Source organism: Streptomyces sp. NBC_00310 (assembly GCF_036208085.1).
GTDB lineage: Bacteria > Actinomycetota > Actinomycetes > Streptomycetales > Streptomycetaceae > Streptomyces.
This window is the reverse complement of the sequence record NZ_CP130714.1, coordinates 3,644,695-3,660,904: the sequence shown is the minus strand read 5'-3', so window position 1 is coordinate 3,660,904 and position 16,210 is coordinate 3,644,695. Positions and strand designations below refer to the sequence as shown.

Sequence of the window (16,210 nt, the reverse complement as noted above, 5' to 3'; positions counted from 1 at the left end):
CCCACGGCCCCACGGCGACCGGCGGCGGCCGACGCGAGCCCTGCCGCATCCGCGCGCCCCTGAAGCCGCCCCGCCCGGTGACCGGAGACCTTGGCCGCACCGGCCGGTACCGCTTACTCCGGTCCGGACCCCGGTGCCGGTCGGGGAGCCGGCGGCATGGCGGAGTGCCCTCTGAGGATCAGGTCGACGCCGTAGGCGAAGCGGTCGTCGAAGCTGTCCGGCGTGAGATGCGCGATCGTCTTCGCGAGGGAGGGAAAGGCCGCGGGATCAGCCTCCGCCACTTCGGCGCCCAGGGTGCGACTCGGCGGTGTCTGTTCCTCCTTGACCAGGCCGAGGGTGAAGTACATCAGGGTCCAGGCCGTCCAGGCCGCCTCCTTCGGGCTGCGGCCGGTGGCGTGCAGGGCGGCGTTGAACACCTCGGCGAACGCACGCTGGTGGGGCCGGGCCAGCGAGGCGCCCTCGCGGGCCAGGCGGGCGCCGTCCCGGTGGGACAGCAGCTCCGTGCGCAGTGACGCGAGCAGTGTGCGGACCCGTTCATCCGGATCCGGGGGCAGGTGGGCGGGCACGCAGCGGGCCACCACGGCGTCGGCCACGGCGCCGAGCAGGCCGGCCTTGTCCTTGAGATGCCAGGCGACCGCGTTGACCCGTACCCCGAGCCGGGCGGCGACGGCCCGCAGGGACAGCTTGTCGAGACCTTCGCTCTCCAGCACCTCCATCGCGGCGGCGGTGATCTGCTCTTCGGTGAGGCCGACAGGCGCGCGAGAGGTGGTGGTGCGAGGCTGCGCCGTGTTTGACGTCTTGGACACCGTACAAGCATACTTCCCTCCTTACTTGGACGCCGTCCAAGTCGCTTGGCTGTGCCCGTGAGGCCGCCCGGTCGCTCGCCGACGGCGTCCCGTGCGCAGGGAACCGAAAGGACACCGTCATGGGGAAGCTCAACGGCAGGACCGCTCTCGTCACTGGCTCCAGCCGAGGCATCGGCCGCGCCATCGCCATCGGCCTGGCCGGTGAGGGAGCACTGGTCGCGGTGCACTACGCGCACAACGAGCGGGCCGCTCGGGAAACCGTGGAGCTCATAGAGAAGGACGGCGGCCGGGCCTTCACGGTCCGGGCGCAGCTCGGTGTACCGGGCGATGTCGACCAGTTGTTCCAGGGGCTGGAGGCCGGTCTGACAGAGCACACCGGGAACACCACCCTGGACATCCTGGTGAACAACGCCGGCGAGACCCTGCCCGCCGGAGTCGCCCCGGAGGAGATGACCCCCGAGCAGTTCGACAAGCTGTTCGCCGTGAATGCCAAGGCCCCCGTCTTCATCACCCAGCGCGCTCTCGGGCTGCTTCCCGACGGGGGGCGCGTCATCAACATCTCCTCCGGCACGACCCGGACAGCTGTCCCCTCGCAGACCCTCTACGCGATGACCAAGGGCGCCCTGGAACAGCTCTCCCGGGGCTTCGCGCGGCACCTCGCCCCCCGGGGCATCACCATCAACACGGTGGCTCCCGGCGTTACGGACAATGGGAGCGACTTCTTCAGGATTCCCGAAGCCGTGGAGCAGATGTCCCAGCTCTCGGCCTTCAAGCGCATCGGCGAGCCGAAGGAGGTCGCCGACGTGGTCGTCTTCCTCGCCACCGGCGAAGCGCGCTGGATCACCGGCGCGTTCATCGACGCCACCGGCGGCAGCCTCCTCGGCTGAACGGGCATGTCCGACACGACGCGGGAAGCCCGTCCTTCCGATCAATCTTCGGGGGCACCGCAGGCCCTCTGAACCGAGGAGCCTGCGGGGTGAGGGCGTGCGGTCGGCCGGGGTCCGTGTCCGCGTGGCCCGGACGGTCGGGGCGCTTCGGCGGTCCAGGCGCTCCCGGGCCGTTCTCCGTCGCCCGCTCGACGTCCGGCCCGGCGTGCCAAAATGGGGTCGCCGTTCCTTCGCCGCCCCGTCTCCGTACTGATCCTCCGAGGTTGTCCGTGACCAAGCCCGTGGCCCGCGAGCCGCTGCGTCGTAATTCGCGGTCCAACCGGGCGCGCATCCTGGCCACGGCCCGTGAGGAGCTGGGGCGGAACCCCGACATCACGCTGGAGGAGCTGGCGCGGGCCGCCGGGGTCGTACGGCGCACCCTCTTCGGGCACTTCCCGGGCCGGGCGGCGCTGCTGGAGGCCCTCGCCGAGGAGGCCGCCGAGACGCTGCGCGGCACGGTGGAGGCCGGGCCGGAACCGACGGAGCCGGCCGAGCGGGCGCTGGCGCGGTTCGTGTTCACCATGTGGCCCGTGGGGGACCGCTACCGGATGCTCCTGGCACTGGCCCGGCGGGACCTCGGCTCCGAGCGCGTCGCCGAGGTACTGGCGCCGGCCCGGGAGGCGGCCGCGACCATCCTGGAGCGGGGGCAGCGGGACGGTGTCTTCCACTCCCATCTGCCGCCCGCCGTACAGAGCGCCGGGCTGGAGGCGATGCACGTCGCCCTCCTGGAGGCCGTCAACACCGGCGCGTTGGAGGACGACGGGCGCCGCGTCGCCGCCGCCACCCTCATCGCGGCCGGTGTGCCCGAGAAGCGGGCGAGCGCCGTGGTCGAGGAGGTCGCGTCGACGATGCGCCCGGCCCCGGCCGACGACGCCTGACCGTCGGCCGACCGGTCCTGACCCGTCGGCCGGCCGGTCCTGACCCGTCGGCCGGCCGGTCCTGACCCGTCGGCCGGCCGGTCCTGACCCGTCGTCCGGCCGGTTCGACGGTGCGTTCGCGGCCGCCGAGTCGGGCCATGGCCAGCAGCCGACCGGCCCGGCGAGCGCTTCCGGGAACCGGCCCCGGCGACCGGCCCCGGCGACCGGCCCCGGCGACCGGCCCCGGCGACCGGCGCTGGCGACCGGCGCCGGCAAAAGGCTTCGGCAACCGGCCCTGGCAACAGGCCCCAGGAAGGGGCGACTGCCGGGGCGGATCCTCGTCGCCTCCCGTTGCTCCTGCGCGTCCGACTCCGCGCTGACGGCCCTGACACCGGGGGCGGGACGGCCGAGGCGTCTTCTTGACCTTGTCGGTCACCGTCGTGGGTCGTCGCCCGCTTTCTCACCCGCGGCCCGGGTCGTGCGCGTGGCTGGTAGGTGTCAGTTCGCGATTCCGACGACCTGCTCGATGGTGTCCGGCCGGTTCACCATGGCGAGCATGTGGTGGGCGACGTCGGCGCGTGACACGGAGAACCCGCCCCGGATGTTGCGGTTCCACGCGGTCCGGTACCTGCCGGTCAGGGGCTTGTCGGTGAGCTTGGGCGGGCGCGACACCGTCCATTCCAGTCCGCTGTCGCGCAGGGTCTGCTCGGTCACGGCGAGGTCGGCGTAGTGCCGGCCGAACATCGCCCGGGTCAACGGGACGCCCAGGTGGCGCATGAAGAAGCCGTCGCCGGGATCGTGCCTGGGCGGTGCCGGCCGGCCGGGCACCGGCACCGGTCCGACGGGTGCGGCGCTGACGATGACGATCCGCCGGACGTGCTCGGCATGCATCGCCGCGACGACCGCGCGGGTGCCACGCGAGGTGATGCCCGCGTCCGCGCGCGGGTTTCGCGGGCCGAGCGCGGACAGTACGGCGTCGGCGCCGCGTACCGCCGCGGCGAGCGTCCGCATGTCGGGTCGGGTGAGGTCGACGGCGACCGTCCGGACGCCGTCCGGCAGCTCACAGGGGCGGCGGGCCACGGCGGTGACGTCATGCCCGCCGGCCACCGCCTGCTCGACCAGGTGCCGTCCGATGCCGCCGGTGGCGGCCACGATCGTGAGTTTCATCGGGGTCCTCCCGCGGCGAAGGCGGCACGGTGGTCTCGCGCCCAGGTGGCGTACGTGCGTGCCGGACGGCCCAGCAGCCGCCGTACGGTGTCGGAGGTGGGCCCGGCTTCGCGGGCGTAGTCGGCCAGCGAGCCGAGCAGCCGGTCGGGTACCTCGTCGGGCAGGCCGGCGGCGAGCATGCCGCGGCGGATCTCGTCCGGTGCGGCCTCGACGAACGACAGTGTCCGGTCGAGCGCCGCGCCGAGCGCGGCGACCTTCTCCGGCTGGCTCAGCGACTGCTCTCCGGTGAGCAGGTACGTCTGACCGCGGTGCCGCGGGTGGGTCAGGGCGAGGGCGGCCACCGCGGCGATGTCACGCTCGTCGACGGTCGAGGTCCTCGCGTGCGGATAGGCCCCCCGCACGGTCCCGGTCGCCTGGATCTGCCCGGCCCACGCCAGGGTGTTGGCGGCGAAATCGGCGCAGCGCAGGATCGTCCAGTCCAGGCCGCTCCCCTTGGCGACGTCCTCGACCGCCTGGAAGTGCTGCCGGAAGCGTGCGTGCCCGGCCGGGTACCGCACGGTCACGGAGGACAGCACGACCACCCTTGCCGCGCCCGTCTCGCGGGCGCGGGCCAACAGGTCGACAGCGGCGGATCCGGCGGCACGAGGGCTGAGCAGGATGGCGTCCACGCCGTCGATGGCGGGAACCTTCGCGGGGTGGACGAGCTGTGTTCCCGCGGGGAATTCGGCGTGCGGGTCGCGGGTGACAGCGGCGACGTCCGCTCCCCCCTCGACCAGGAGGTGGACGGCTTCCCGGCCGACGACGCCGGTGGCTCCGGTAATCAGGATCATGACTGAACCCCCAGTGCGTGTACGTGTATCGATGGCCGATCTTGCGCGGTGGATGATCGCGGTTCGTATCGCGGTTCGTATCGCGGGCAGTCGTCACGGACGAGCCGTGCGCCAGGACCATCGGCATGCGGCCCCACGGCGGCTGCCGGTGCGTGGTTCAGGCGGACTGTTCGGCGGTGGCCGCCGTCTCGCGGCGCTGGGCCCGCAGCAGTCGGCGGCCCTGCTCGCCCTTGGCCCAGGTGTGGGAGCCGGGCTTGCGTGCCTCGTTGACCAGCTGCTTGATGGTGTGCCTGCACACGAGTTCCTTCACCTTCGCGCCTGTTCGGCCGCCGAGGTGGAGCCGCTTGGCGGTGTCGTCCCTGTGGGCGAACTGGAAAATGCCCGCGCGGCGCCCCAGGCTGATGCACTGGCCGGCGAACCCCAGGTCGATCGGTGCGGGCCGCTTGCTCGCGATGCGGCTGAGCACCGTGTCGGCGGCGTGTGCGCCCAGCGGGCCGGCGGCCTGGCAACTCATCCGGAAGGGCATGTCCGACGGTGCCGCCGAGTCCCCGGCGGCGACGATCCGCTCGTCGTCGATGCTCGTCAGGGTCTCGTCGGTGAGCAGGCGGCCCAGGGTGTCGGTGCTGAGCCCGCTGCGGGCGGCCAGGTCCGGCACGCCGAACCCGGCGGTCCAGATGGTGACCTCGCTCGACAGCTCACGGCCGTCGCCGAGCAGCACGGTGTCGCCGGTCACCTCCGTCACCTTCGTGCCGGGGCCCTGCAGCACGGTCACACCGAGGCCGGCCAGCCGCTCGGCGACCGAGCGGCGACCCTTCGGGTGCAGGTAGGGGCCGAGCGGCCCGCCGCAGACCAGGGTCACGGTGCGGCCCGCCTCCGCCAGTTCGGCGGCGGTCTCGATGCCGGTCGGACCGGCTCCGACCACCGTCACCGGGGCCGTGGCGGGAGCGGCGTCGAGGACCGACCGCAGCCGCCGCGCCTCCTCGAACGTGGCGATCGGGTGGGCGAACTCGGTGGCTCCGGGCACCCCTGGGTCGGCGCTGCCGCTGCCCACCGCGTAGATCAGGTAGTCGTAGCCGACCGTGTCGCCGCTCGCCAGCTCGACCCCGCGCCCCGTCGCGTCGATCCGGGTCACGGTGTCGACCACCAGCCGGACGCGCTCGCCCAGGACCTTCCGGTAGTCGCTGACGGCCTCGTGCGTCCCTCCCGCCAGCTGGTGCAGTCGGATCCGCTCGACGAAGTCCGGGCGGCAGTTGATCAGAGTCACGGTCACGTCGTCGCGCTGCGTCAGCCGGTTGGCCGCCATGACCCCGGCGTAACCGCCGCCGATCACGACGACTTCGGTGTTCTCAGCCATGGTTTCTCTCCTCCGCTTTCAGGAATTGGCACGCAAGGTGTCGACTTGGCGCGCAAGGTGTCGAGTTGGCACGCGAGATGTCGACCTGGCAATCAAGATGTCGGTCTGGCACGCCGTGACGGCGTGCGGGACGGATCAGCCGAGGCGCTCCGGCGCCGAGCCGCGGAGCGGGGTGGAGTCCAGGTACCGGACCTCGTAGACGCGTTCGCTGAACTTCCAGCCGTCGGCGGTGCGCTCGTAACGCTCGTGGTACAAGGCGTGGTTCAGGTGCGAGCCGCCGTCGCGCATCCGTCCGAACTCCTGGATGTACGCCCGGCCGGCCGCGGTGTCGCCGTCCAGCCGGATGACGCCCGGGTGGACGTTCTGCACGAAGAACTCCCAGAGCGACTGGCCCCACTCGATCCCCGCGCGGATCTCCTCGCGGCCGACGAACTCCTTGTCGATGTGCGGCCAGCGCATGGCGCCCTCGGGTGTGAACAGCGAGACGGCGCGGTCGAAGTCACGCATCATCACCGCGTCCGTGAGCTCGGCTCGCAGCGCCTCTATCTCGACGCGATCGGCGATGGCCCGCATGTCGCCCATCGGTTCGCCTCCCCCATCCATGTGTGCGTCAGGCGGGTGCCGCCTGTCCGGTGGTGATGGATCCAGCATCGGTGGGGTGGGCAGGCGGAACAATGTAAGGTTCCTTGGGCTATTCATAATGTGGCGGTTATGCATGGACGGGGGTTGTGCATGGAGCTGCGTGACATCGAGATCTTCCTGACCCTGGCCGAGGAGCTGCACTTCGGCCGCACCGCGGAGCGGCTTCACGTGTCCCAGGCCCGCGTCAGCCAGGCCATCGCCAAGCAGGAACGGCGCCTCGGCGTCGTCCTGTTCGACCGCACCAGCCGACGCGTCGCCCTGACCCCGGTCGGCCGACGACTTCGCGAGGACCTCCAGCAAGCCGTCGACCTCCTACGGGAGGGGCTCGCCCGCGCCGAAGCGGCCGGCGCGCGGACGCGGCGGACCCTGCGCCTGGGTGTGTTCGGCCACGCCGGCCACGAACTGCGCCCCCTCATCGAGGCCTTCCGCTCCCGCCACCCCGGCAGCGATGTCCAGTTCGGCGAGATCAACGGCAGTGCCCCGTTCACCGCGCTGCGCGCCGGAGAGCACGACGCGCACGTGCTGTGGCTTCCGGTGGCCGAACCGGACCTCACGGTCGGCCCGACCGTGCTGACCGGAGGCCGCGTGCTCGCCGTGGCGGCAGACCATCCGCTGGCCGAGCGCGGCACCGCGTCACTGGAGGACCTCGGCGACAACCATGTCGTCGACTTCGGCCCCGACGCCCCCGAGTACTGGGTCACGGCCATGGTCCCCATGCGTACGCCGCTCGGCCGCCGTATCCCGCGCGGGCCCGCCGCGCGGACCTTCCACGAGATTCTCTCCCTGGTCGCCTCCGGACAGTGTGTCCACCCGCTGGGCGAGATCGCCGCCCGCTACAACAGTCCCCCGGGCATCGTCTTCCTCCCCGTTCACGACGCTCCCACCATGCACTGGGCCCTCACGTGGCGATCCGCCGACGACGACCCCACGCTCCGTGCGCTGGCCCAGACCGCCGCCGACTTCGGTCCCATCTCCCTGTGACAGCGGATGACGGGCGGTTGGTCGGGTGGGGCAAGCCCCTCGGTTCGACCTGAGTCGGCGGCGCCGGCCTGGCCCCGCTCCGGGCGGCTGGTCGGGTGAGCAGTCGGCCCGGGACGGGTGCATGAGTCCTCCTCCAGGGGGCTTCGCGGGCTTCGGCTGCGCCGCCGGGCATGCCGGGAAATCCACGAACTCCTGTGGTCCCAGGGGGAATCGGGGTTTCAGAGGGGCTGTGGGGGCGACCCGGTGTCCCGCAGGCGGTGGACCTTCGCGGCGGCGGTGTCGGGGGCGACTCCGGCGGCGATCAGGGCGGCGGTGGCTGCGCCGGTGCCGTCGTCGGACCAGATGCCGCCGTTGACGCAGTCGAGCAGGGCCAGCAGATGGGCCTCGATGGCCCGGCTGAGCGGGGCGGGCGGGACCGTGGTCCGGAAGACGCCCTGCCGCAGGCCGTGGGCGAGGACCTCGGTGACCAGGTCGCGGGCCGGGGCCAGCAGTTCGTCGACGCGGTCGGGGTCGAGGTCCCGGCGGGCCAGCCGGATGAGGGTGCGGAAGCGGTCGCCGACCGGCCACGCGGTGAGGACGAACCGTGCCAGGTCGGTCGCGGCGTCGGTCGTCGCGGCGGGAGCGGCCGTGACCACGAGCCGGATCGCCTGCGCGGCCTCGGCGGCCAGGCCGTCGATGAGCGCGGCCCGGCCGGCGAAATGGACGTAGACGGTGCGCCGGGCCACGCCCGCGGCTCCGGCTATGTCCTCGAGGCGGCTGTCGGGGTCGCGGGTCAGCTCCCGCCGGGCCGCCTCCAGGATCCGGGCGCGGGTGGCGCGGGCGTCACGACGCTGCGCCGGATACGGCGTCGGTGCTGGCCGGCTGGTCACATCGGCACCTCGGGGATCGGACGAGGGAAAGGGGACACCGCGATATTTGCACACGAGTGGGCAACAAACTAGTCTGCACGTCGATGGGCAATTAAGTGATGCCGCTCGTCCCACCCGTCCCTTTAGGAGCTTTTGATGCCCTTCCTCGCGAACACACCCGTGGAGAAGATGACAGGGCCGTACATACGGCGCTGGTGGGCGCTGCTCGTGCTGTGCCTGAGCCTGCTGATCGTGGTGATGGCGAACACCTCACTGATCGTCGCCGCCCCCGACATGACCATCGACCTGGGTCTGAGCAGCAGCGATCTGCAGTGGGTCGTCGACGGCTACACCGTCCCGTACGCCGCGCTGATGCTGGTGCTGGGCTCGATCGGCGACAAGTACAGTCGGCGCGGCGCGCTGGTCACCGGTCTGGTGATCTTCGCGGGCGGTTCGGTGATGGGCAGCCTGGTCGACGAGACCTCGCTGGTCATCGCGGCCCGCGCGATCATGGGTGTCGGCGCCGCGGTCGTGATGCCGGCCACGCTGTCCCTGCTGGTCGCGACCTTCCCCCGGAGCGAGCGGGTCAAGGCCATCACCGCCTGGACCGCCACGTCCGGTCTGGCCATCGCCGTCGGGCCGCTGGTGGCCGGCTGGCTGCTGGAGGACCACGCCTGGGGCTCGACGTTCCTGATCAACGTGCCCATCGCTCTCGTCGCCGTCGTCGGCGCGCTCGTCCTGGTGCCGCCGTCCAGGGCGGAGGGCATGGGCCGGATCGACTACGTGGGCGGACTGCTGTCGATCGTCTCCGTCGGATCCCTGGTGTACGCGGCCATCGAGGGCCCGCACTTCGGCTGGGGCGTCGGCCCCGTCACCGCGGCCGTCGTCGCCGGCGTCGGTCTGGTCGCCTTCGTCGCCTGGGAGCTGCGTCATCCGCACCCGATGCTGGACGTCCGCAAGTTCGCGCTGCGGCCCTTCAGCGGCTCGATGCTCGCGGTGCTGTTCTTCTTCTTCGGCACGTTCGGCGCGATCTACTACTCCACGCAGTTCCTGCAGTTCGTCCTCGGCTACGACGCCCTGGACACGGGTGTACGGCTGCTGCCGCTGGCCGGTGCGGTGTTCCTCGGTGCCGTGGTGACCGGGAAGCTGACCCCGAGGCTGGGTGTGAAGGCGATGGTCGTGACCGGCATGGTCATCGGTACGGCGGGCGTGTTCCTGCTCACCCAGGTCGACAAGGGCTCGACGTACGCCGACTTCCTGGCGCCGATGATGATGCTGGGCTTCGCGATCGGGCTGAGCGTCTCTCCGGCGACCGACACGATCATGGACTCCTTCCCCGAGTCCGAGCTGGGTGTCGGCGGCGGCGCCAATGACACCGCGCTGGAGCTGGGCGGTGCGCTGGGTATCGCGGTCCTGGGCTCGCTGCTGGGCACGGCCTATCGGGACGAGCTGACCGACCTGGTCGGCGACCGGCTCCCGGCCGCGGCGACGGAGACCGCCAAGGACTCGGTCGGCGGTGGCCTGGCCGTCGCCGAGCGCATCGCCCAGGATCCGTCCGCCGGCCCCCAGCAGGCCCAGGCGGTCGTGGACGCCGTCCACCAGGCCTTCGCCCACGGCGTCGCCCAGACCAGCCTCATCGGCGGGATCATCATGGCCGCCGGAACGATGATCGTCCTCGCGGTCCTGCCGGGGCGCCGGACGGTCGGCACGAAGGGGGCCCGGCGGGAGGCCGAGGCGGCGGACGCGGAGCGTGTGGAGGAGCACGCCGAGTCCGCGCGATAGGCCACGGACAGCGCCCGGGAAGGAGCCGGGAACGCTCCGGGAGGGGTGCCCGGGGGACCCTGGCGGGGCATCGGAAGAGGGCCCGGGACACCCGAGGGGCATCGCCAGGCGGGTCGGCGAGGACCGCTACCGCTGGGAGTTCCGGCTGCGGGACGGGGAGGAACTCGACCACGAACGGCTGCGTGAGCTGGTCGCGCCCTGGGTGGACATCCCCGAGACTCCTCCTCCGGCGACTTCCGGGTCGTACGGCAGTCGGCGTACACCTTCCGGGCCCGGATCGCCGACCGGTGGCGCCGCGGCCGGGTCTTCCTGCTCGGCGACGCCGCCCACCTCACGCCGCCGTTCGTGGGGCAGGGGCTGTGCGCGGGGAGGATCCTGCCGGACACAGGTCTGCCCCTGACACCTCGTCAGGGGCAGACCCGACGCCCTACCGGACGGCGAAGCCGACGAACGCGGTCCAGGCCGCCGCGTCGACCGCGAGGCCACGGCGGGCTATGTCCTTGGAGTCGCGCACGCGGACGGTGTGGGGGCAGACGGCGACCTCGACGCACTCGCCGCCCGAGCCCGTGCTGTAGCTGCTCTTGAACCAGGCCGACGCGGGCACGGCGGCGGGGGACTTCTCGGCGTTCATTGTTCTCCCAGCAACTTCTCGACGAAGGTCAGTGATGCGCGCGGGGTGAGCGCTTGGGCCCTGAGGATGCCGTACTGCTCCTCGATCTCCCGGACTGCCTTGCGCTCCGTGTGCAGACGGCTGTCCTTGTATCCCTCCACGTAAGCGATCCTGCGCCCGTCGCGCGTCTCGATCAAGGTGAAGGGACCCTCAAGTCCAGCGTGCTCCTCCAACTCGGTTGGCATCAGCTGGATTTCGACATTGCGGCGTTGCCCGTAGAGCAGGATGTGCTCCAACTGGCCCCGCATGACCGCCCGACCCCCGAGCGGCCTCCGAAGCACTGACTCTTCGATGACGAAGCTGATGGTGGGCTGCGGCGACCGAGCGAAGATCTCTTGCCTGGCGAGGCGAGCCATCACCCGCTCGTCGATGACCTCGTCCGGCAGCAACGGCCGCCACATGGTGAACACCGCGCGCGCATACTCCTCGGACTGCAAGAGCCCCGGCGTGACGAGGAGGGCGAGCCTGCGTACCCCGGGCTCGTACCCCTCCCCGTCAGTTGTCCGAGAACCCGGCTCAACGCCCCGAGTCGAGGAACTCCTTCGCCTTCTTCGGGTGACCGCCGTCCTGCTGCAGGACATACAGGTGGAGCCCGTCCTCGCGGTCGGGGTTGGCGGGAGTGTCCTTCACCGCGATGGCCATCCCCGCATCGAGTTCCCCGATGCGAAACGCCGTGAACGACTGCGCGTCGGTGGACTCCGACGACGACTCGTCACCGGTGTCGTCACAGCTGTTCTCCTGTACGCCCTCGACCTTGTCGCCCACAGTGAAGTCCTGGTGGGACACCCGGGTGTAGAGCTCGCCACGGAACTGGACACCGTCGGCGCAGGAGGCGGAGCCGCCGTCGTCGCTCGATGCGGAGCATGCCGACACCGAGAGGAGCAACAACGCTGTGAGGATGCCCTGCGGCACCCGCCGGCCGCGAGCACGGGACGCGGTGGTCATGTGTGCCCCTTTCATGTCAGTAGAGGCTGCGCAGGCCGCGCACGTCACCGTAGCCGAGCGTGCGCCACTTCTCCGTGCACTCACCGAGTTTCGGGTACATGGTCAGGTTGCTGTGATCGGAGCCTTCGACATGGTCCAGGCCGAAGACGTGCCCGGCCTCGTGGGTGCCGACGCCCCGGAGGTCGTACTTGTCCGAGCAGTGGACTGGGCGGGTGTGAGCCCGTTCGGCCGCGCGCCCCGAACGGTCTCGGGCGAGCTGGTCCCCGGCGTACTCGACCCGGGGGCGGCGACACGCATCCTGTGCGTGGTCCGGGCCCCGGAGGCCAGTTCGACCCACGCGGCGGAGCCGCACCTGCCGCAGCCCCGCGCCCCTTCATGGCGCGGGCGGCGACCCCAGGCTCACAGCGGCCTGTTGGAGGGCCTCCACCAGCGCTGATGTCCGGGGTTGCGGGCCGGACGGAGAGGCCGGCCAGACCGCCGCGATGCGGCGGTGGCCCGCGACCGGGACCGTCGGGAGCGCCACGGTCTCGGGCGGGGCGTCGGTGAGAGCGAGGGTGGGGACCACGGCCGCGCCGAGGCCCGCCCGGACGAGGGCCAGCGTGGTGGGGAACTCCAGTGCGGTATGGGCGCGGTGCGGGGTGAAGGCGTACTGGGCGGAGATCCGGGCCAGGGCGCGGCCGCACGCCGTGCCGGGTGGGGCGGCGACCCAGGGGCGGTCGGCCAGGTCCCTGACCGAGCGGGGCGGGGGAGACCAGTCGGCGGGGGTGATCACCTGGTACGCGTCGTCGGCGACCGGCGCGGACGCCAGGTCACGCCACTGCTCGTCCGGATCGGGATCGTCGCCGTCGTACTCGACGACCAGCAGGTCCAGGCCGCCGGTCCGCAGCTCGCGCAGGGCCTCGGGGCCCTCCGCCTCCACCACCCTCGGCTCCAGCCCGGGGTGGGTGCGGGCGAGGGCGCTCAGGGCCGGGACGAGCAGATGGCACACCGCCGAGGAGAACGCGGCGACCGTCACCGGCCCGGTCGAACGGCCGGTCAGCTCGGCGAGTTCACGGCGGGCCTCCGCCAGTTCGTGCTCGATGCGCTCGGCCCGCGCCGCCAGCAGCCGCCCCGCCGGGGTCAGGCCCGCCCGGCGCCGTGAGCGGTCCACCAGCGGCTGACCCACCTCCCGCTCCAGCTGCGCCAGATGCTGCGACACGGCCGACGGCGTCAGATGCAGCACCTTGGCGGCGTCCACCACGCCACCGCGCAACGCCACCGCACGCAGGACGCGCAGTCGGCGGGGATCCAGTTCCATAAGCCGTACTGTAGTGCCGCTTCAGTAAATCTTGCTTGTGATGAAGTGGCACTGCAGGGAGGATCGGGGCATGAGCAGCAAGCAGCGGCGGATCGTCGACCTCAGCCATCCCATCCGGCACGGGATGATCACCTACCCCGGCCTCCCCGGGCCCGAGATCGGCGATCACCTCACCCGGGAGGCCTCACGGGAGATCTACGCGGCCGGCACCGAGTTCGCCATGGGCCGTATCTCGATGGTGTCCAACACCGGCACCTACCTCGACAGCCCCTTCCACCGCTTCGGCGGCGGACACGACCTCGCCGCGCTGCCGATCGAGAGGTTCACGGACCTCGACGGCGTCGTCGTACGCGTCCAGGACGCCGGCGGGCGCCGGGCCGTGGACCGGGAGGCGCTGCTGCCGTACGACGTTGCGGGCCGGGCGGTGCTGATCCACACCGGCTGGGACCGGCACTGGGGCACCGACGCGTACGGCCACGGCCACCCCTACCTCACGGCCGGCGCCGTCGCCCGGCTGGTCGAGCAGGGCGCCGTCCTCGTCGGCATCGACTCCCTGAACATCGACGACACCGACGACGGCACCCGCCCCGCCCACACCGGTCTGCTCGCCGCCGGCATCCCCGTCGTGGAACACCTGCGGGGCCTGGAGCAACTGCCCCCGGAGGGCTTCCGCTTCCATGCCGCACCGCCGGCCGTCGAGGGCATGGGGACGTTCCCGGTACGGGCGTACGCCCTCCTCGACGACGACTCGACGACGAGGTGAGCCCGGAGGATGCCGAGCTACGGGCGATGTCTACGCTGACGCCGTGACGGACCTCGACATCAAGCGCGTGGACGGCACCGCCGGGGACGAGGAACTCGAAGCCTGGCGGTACGTCCACAACACGATCATCCCGGCCCATCTCCTCTCCCTCGACGACGTCCGCGAGCGCGCCGTACGCAACCACCTCGAACTCGCCCACGCCGACGGCGTCCTCGTCGGCAATTCGACGGTCCGCCCGCCCGAGGGGGACACCGCCACGGCCACGGTCATCGCCCGCGTCCTCGCCGAACACCGGCGGCGGGGGTTCGGCGAGCAGCTGTACGAGCGGGCGTTGCGGCGGGCGCGGGAGCTGGGCGCCCGGGTGATCGAGACCTGCGTACTGGAATCGAACGCGGCCGGCCTGCGGTTCGCGCTCGACCACGGTTTCGTGGAGACCGAGCGCTACCTGCTGGACGGCGACACGATCCCGTGGATCGACCTACGGCACCCGGGCTGAACCCGGGTCGACCTACAGCTTCCCGGCGATGTCCAGCGCGGCCACGTACCCGAACGTCATCGCCGGTCCGATCGTCGAGCCGGCCCCCGCGTAACTGCGGCCCATCACGGCGGCGCTGGCGTTGCCCGCCGCGTACAGGCCGGGGATCACCCTGCCGTCGGGGCGCAGGACGCGGGCGCGGGCGTCGGTGAGGAGACCGCCCTTGGTGCCGAGGTCGCCGGGGACGATCCGCAGGGCGTAGTAGGGCGGCAGCCACAGGGGCGCCAGGCAGGAGTCGGGGAGCACGGACGGGTCCGTGTAGTAGTGGTCGTAGGCGCTGTCGCCGCGCCCGAAGTCCGGGTCGTCCCCTTGCCTGGCAAGGGAGTTGAAGCGGTCGACGGTGGAGCGGAGGGCGGCGGCGGGGACGCCGATGGCGCCGGCGAGCGCGTCGAGCGTCCACGCCTTGTGGACGGCCCCGGCGTCGTACCACTCGTCGGGGAACGGGAAGGTCGGCGCGATGTCCTTGAAGAGGTACCGGTTGCGGTAGTTCTGGTCGACGATCAGCCAGGCCGGGATGTGCGGGGCGGACGGGGTGTCCCGCTCGTACATCGTGTGGACGACATCGCTGTACGGCCCCGCCTCGTTGACGAACCGCGCGCCGGCCCCGTTGACCAACAGCCCACCGGGCAGCGTGCGTTCGGCGAGACAGAACCACGCCTGGCCGGGGGTGGGGATCGCGGGCCCCCACCAGGCGTCGTCCATCAGCGCGAGGTCGGCGCCGACCCGCTGACCGGCGCGTATCCCGTCCCCGGTGTTCTCCTTCGCCCCCACCGTCCACTGTGTCCCGACGGGCTGCTCCTGGTACTGCGCCCGCATGGCCGCGTTGTGCTCGAAGCCGCCGGAGCCGACGACGACGCCCCGGCGGGCGCGGACGAGTCCGGGGGAGCCGTTCCTGGTGACGACCGCTCCCGTCACCGCCCCGTTCTCCACGTACAGGTCCGTCAAAGGGGTGTTGAGCCACACCGGCACATCGGCACCGAGCAGCCCGGCCCGCAGCCCGCCGGCCAGTGCCTGCCCCATGGTGAGCGGCTTCTGCCCGAGCAGCGCGGCCTTCGTACCCCGGGCGAGGCACTCCGTGGCGACGGCCAGCCCCTTCGCGCTCACGGCGGTCAGCGCGAGCCACTTGTAGTCGGCGCTGAAGACCACCATCCCGGCCGGTACGGCCAGATACGCGGGATTCAGCCGAGCCAGCTCGTCGCCCAGCAGGTTCCCGTCGAACTGGTCCGGCTCGATGGACCGTCCGTTCGGCAGGCCTCCCGGCAGCTCCGGGTAGTAGTCGCTGTACCCCTCCATCCACCGGAACCTGAGCGGGCTGTTGGCCATGACGAACGACAGCATGGCCGGCCCGTGGTCGAGGAACGCCTTCTGCCGGTCGGCGGGCACGTCGTCCCCGACCACGGCCGCGAGGTACCGCTCCGCCTTGGCCGGCGTGTCCGGCACCCCGGCCGCCTTGATGACACTGTTGTTCGGCAGCCAGATCCCGGCCCCCGACCGCGCCGCGGACCCCCCGAAGGTCGGCGCCTTCTCCACGACGACACAACTCAGCCCCTGCTTCGCCGCCGTGAGCGCGGCGGTCATCCCGGCCGCGCCGGAGCCGATGACGACGACGTCGTAGGTGCCGAGGAGGGGCGGTGCGGCGGCGGCGGCCGGACTCCCCGCGACCCCGCCCGCCGCGACCGCGGCCCCCGCCCCCGCGGCCGTACCGAGCACCCGCCGCCGGCTGGGGCCCGCCGCGGCCCCCGTACGTCTCCCAGGATCCGCGCTCTTGGACATGCAGGACGCTCCAGCCTCGCGAAGGGACGGGTGG

The 16,210-nt window shown here is 72.1% G+C and carries 17 protein-coding genes and 2 pseudogenes; 7 read left to right on the top strand and 12 right to left on the bottom strand.

The features are described from left to right. Window positions 1-113: 113 nt before the first annotated feature. Complete coding sequence (locus tag OG202_RS16070) at window positions 114-806, bottom strand: TetR/AcrR family transcriptional regulator C-terminal domain-containing protein (protein ID WP_328222983.1); 693 nt, start codon at window positions 804-806, stop codon at window positions 114-116. A 119-nt stretch (window positions 807-925) separates the two neighbouring features. Between OG202_RS16070 and OG202_RS16065 the strand changes: the two genes are divergently transcribed. Both OG202_RS16065 and OG202_RS16060 read left to right on the top strand, forming a co-directional pair. Then, entirely contained in the window at window positions 926-1,693 is a 768-nt protein-coding gene (locus OG202_RS16065; RefSeq protein ID WP_328222982.1) for an SDR family NAD(P)-dependent oxidoreductase, read from the top strand. A gap of 269 nt (window positions 1,694-1,962) precedes the next feature. Then, window positions 1,963-2,610 carry a TetR/AcrR family transcriptional regulator gene (locus OG202_RS16060; RefSeq protein WP_326583004.1) on the top strand — a complete coding sequence of 216 codons (648 nt, stop codon included), beginning with the start codon at window positions 1,963-1,965 and terminating at the stop codon, window positions 2,608-2,610. A gap of 477 nt (window positions 2,611-3,087) precedes the next feature. On the opposite strand, the gene OG202_RS16055 is transcribed toward OG202_RS16060, so the two are convergent. From OG202_RS16055 to OG202_RS16040, 4 genes are all read right to left on the bottom strand, one after another. Beyond that, window positions 3,088-3,756, bottom strand: a complete 669-nt coding sequence (locus OG202_RS16055) for an NAD(P)-dependent oxidoreductase (RefSeq protein ID WP_328222981.1) — start codon at window positions 3,754-3,756, stop codon at window positions 3,088-3,090. Next, window positions 3,753-4,586 (bottom strand): NAD(P)H-binding protein, encoded by an 834-nt coding sequence (locus OG202_RS16050; RefSeq protein WP_328222980.1) that lies wholly within the window; start codon window positions 4,584-4,586, stop codon window positions 3,753-3,755. The genes OG202_RS16055 and OG202_RS16050 overlap by 4 nt, the downstream gene beginning before the upstream one ends. Before the next feature lie 157 nt (window positions 4,587-4,743). Beyond that, window positions 4,744-5,940, bottom strand: a complete 1,197-nt coding sequence (locus tag OG202_RS16045; protein ID WP_328222979.1) for an NAD(P)/FAD-dependent oxidoreductase — start codon at window positions 5,938-5,940, stop codon at window positions 4,744-4,746. A gap of 135 nt (window positions 5,941-6,075) precedes the next feature. Further along, complete coding sequence (locus OG202_RS16040) at window positions 6,076-6,522, bottom strand: nuclear transport factor 2 family protein (protein ID WP_328222978.1); 447 nt, start codon at window positions 6,520-6,522, stop codon at window positions 6,076-6,078. Window positions 6,523-6,672: 150 nt separating this feature from the next. Here OG202_RS16040 and OG202_RS16035 point away from each other — a divergent pair, with 150 nt between their 5' ends. Further along, window positions 6,673-7,563 carry a LysR family transcriptional regulator gene (locus OG202_RS16035; RefSeq protein WP_328222977.1) on the top strand — a complete coding sequence of 297 codons (891 nt, stop codon included), beginning with the start codon at window positions 6,673-6,675 and terminating at the stop codon, window positions 7,561-7,563. A 218-nt stretch (window positions 7,564-7,781) separates the two neighbouring features. On the opposite strand, the gene OG202_RS16030 is transcribed toward OG202_RS16035, so the two are convergent. Then, window positions 7,782-8,432: a TetR/AcrR family transcriptional regulator gene (locus tag OG202_RS16030; RefSeq protein ID WP_328222976.1), complete on the bottom strand. Its 651-nt coding sequence runs from the start codon at window positions 8,430-8,432 to the stop codon at window positions 7,782-7,784. 135 nt (window positions 8,433-8,567) lie between these two features. Here OG202_RS16030 and OG202_RS16025 point away from each other — a divergent pair, with 135 nt between their 5' ends. Both OG202_RS16025 and OG202_RS16020 read left to right on the top strand, forming a co-directional pair. Further along, window positions 8,568-10,193, top strand: a complete 1,626-nt coding sequence (locus OG202_RS16025; RefSeq protein ID WP_326583011.1) for an MFS transporter — start codon at window positions 8,568-8,570, stop codon at window positions 10,191-10,193. 109 nt (window positions 10,194-10,302) lie between these two features. Next, window positions 10,303-10,562 (top strand): annotated as a pseudogene (locus tag OG202_RS16020) (FAD-dependent monooxygenase); the annotation flags it as partial. Window positions 10,563-10,620: 58 nt separating this feature from the next. Here OG202_RS16020 and OG202_RS16015 read toward each other — a convergent pair. The 5 genes and pseudogenes from OG202_RS16015 to OG202_RS15995 all read right to left on the bottom strand — a co-directional run bounded on the left by OG202_RS16015 (window position 10,621) and on the right by OG202_RS15995 (window position 13,105). Further along, window positions 10,621-10,824 carry a DUF397 domain-containing protein gene (locus tag OG202_RS16015; protein ID WP_326583012.1) on the bottom strand — a complete coding sequence of 68 codons (204 nt, stop codon included), beginning with the start codon at window positions 10,822-10,824 and terminating at the stop codon, window positions 10,621-10,623. Next, window positions 10,821-11,324, bottom strand: a pseudogene (locus OG202_RS16010) (DUF5753 domain-containing protein); the annotation flags it as partial. The pseudogene OG202_RS16010 and the gene OG202_RS16015, both read right to left, overlap by 4 nt. 55 nt (window positions 11,325-11,379) lie before the next feature. Further along, complete coding sequence (locus OG202_RS16005; RefSeq protein WP_328222975.1) at window positions 11,380-11,808, bottom strand: DUF6281 family protein; 429 nt, start codon at window positions 11,806-11,808, stop codon at window positions 11,380-11,382. Window positions 11,809-11,824: 16 nt separating this feature from the next. Next, entirely contained in the window at window positions 11,825-12,145 is a 321-nt protein-coding gene (locus OG202_RS16000) for a matrixin family metalloprotease (protein WP_328222973.1), read from the bottom strand. 36 nt (window positions 12,146-12,181) lie between these two features. After that, window positions 12,182-13,105, bottom strand: coding sequence for a LysR family transcriptional regulator (locus OG202_RS15995; RefSeq protein ID WP_326583015.1), 924 nt, complete (start codon window positions 13,103-13,105; stop codon window positions 12,182-12,184). Window positions 13,106-13,175: 70 nt separating this feature from the next. On the opposite strand from OG202_RS15995, the gene OG202_RS15990 reads away from it, so the two are divergent. Continuing rightward, on the top strand, window positions 13,176-13,868 hold the full coding sequence (locus OG202_RS15990; RefSeq protein ID WP_328222972.1) for a cyclase family protein: 693 nt from the start codon (window positions 13,176-13,178) through the stop codon (window positions 13,866-13,868). 43 nt (window positions 13,869-13,911) lie between these two features. Next, complete coding sequence (locus OG202_RS15985) at window positions 13,912-14,364, top strand: GNAT family N-acetyltransferase (protein ID WP_328222971.1); 453 nt, start codon at window positions 13,912-13,914, stop codon at window positions 14,362-14,364. A gap of 12 nt (window positions 14,365-14,376) precedes the next feature. On the opposite strand, the gene kstD is transcribed toward OG202_RS15985, so the two are convergent. Further along, window positions 14,377-16,176: a 3-oxosteroid 1-dehydrogenase gene (gene kstD / locus OG202_RS15980; protein WP_328222970.1), complete on the bottom strand. Its 1,800-nt coding sequence runs from the start codon at window positions 16,174-16,176 to the stop codon at window positions 14,377-14,379. Window positions 16,177-16,210: the final 34 nt, after the last annotated feature.

What these genes read in the sequence shown, in the direction of transcription:
- OG202_RS16065 (WP_328222982.1), top strand. Translation starts at nt 926, where the DNA reads ATGGGGAAGCTCAACGGCAGGACCGCTCTCGTCACTGGCTCCAGCCGA.
- OG202_RS16055 (WP_328222981.1), bottom strand. Translation starts at nt 3,756, where the DNA reads ATGAAACTCACGATCGTGGCCGCCACCGGCGGCATCGGACGGCACCTG.
- OG202_RS16050 (WP_328222980.1), bottom strand. Translation starts at nt 4,586, where the DNA reads ATGATCCTGATTACCGGAGCCACCGGCGTCGTCGGCCGGGAAGCCGTC.
- OG202_RS16045 (WP_328222979.1), bottom strand. Translation starts at nt 5,940, where the DNA reads ATGGCTGAGAACACCGAAGTCGTCGTGATCGGCGGCGGTTACGCCGGG.
- OG202_RS16040 (WP_328222978.1), bottom strand. Translation starts at nt 6,522, where the DNA reads ATGGGCGACATGCGGGCCATCGCCGATCGCGTCGAGATAGAGGCGCTG.
- OG202_RS16035 (WP_328222977.1), top strand. Translation starts at nt 6,673, where the DNA reads ATGGAGCTGCGTGACATCGAGATCTTCCTGACCCTGGCCGAGGAGCTG.
- OG202_RS16025 (WP_326583011.1), top strand. Translation starts at nt 8,568, where the DNA reads ATGCCCTTCCTCGCGAACACACCCGTGGAGAAGATGACAGGGCCGTAC.
- OG202_RS16015 (WP_326583012.1), bottom strand. Translation starts at nt 10,824, where the DNA reads ATGAACGCCGAGAAGTCCCCCGCCGCCGTGCCCGCGTCGGCCTGGTTC.
- OG202_RS16005 (WP_328222975.1), bottom strand. Translation starts at nt 11,808, where the DNA reads ATGACCACCGCGTCCCGTGCTCGCGGCCGGCGGGTGCCGCAGGGCATC.
- OG202_RS15995 (WP_326583015.1), bottom strand. Translation starts at nt 13,105, where the DNA reads ATGGAACTGGATCCCCGCCGACTGCGCGTCCTGCGTGCGGTGGCGTTG.
- OG202_RS15990 (WP_328222972.1), top strand. Translation starts at nt 13,176, where the DNA reads ATGAGCAGCAAGCAGCGGCGGATCGTCGACCTCAGCCATCCCATCCGG.
- kstD (WP_328222970.1), bottom strand. Translation starts at nt 16,176, where the DNA reads ATGTCCAAGAGCGCGGATCCTGGGAGACGTACGGGGGCCGCGGCGGGC.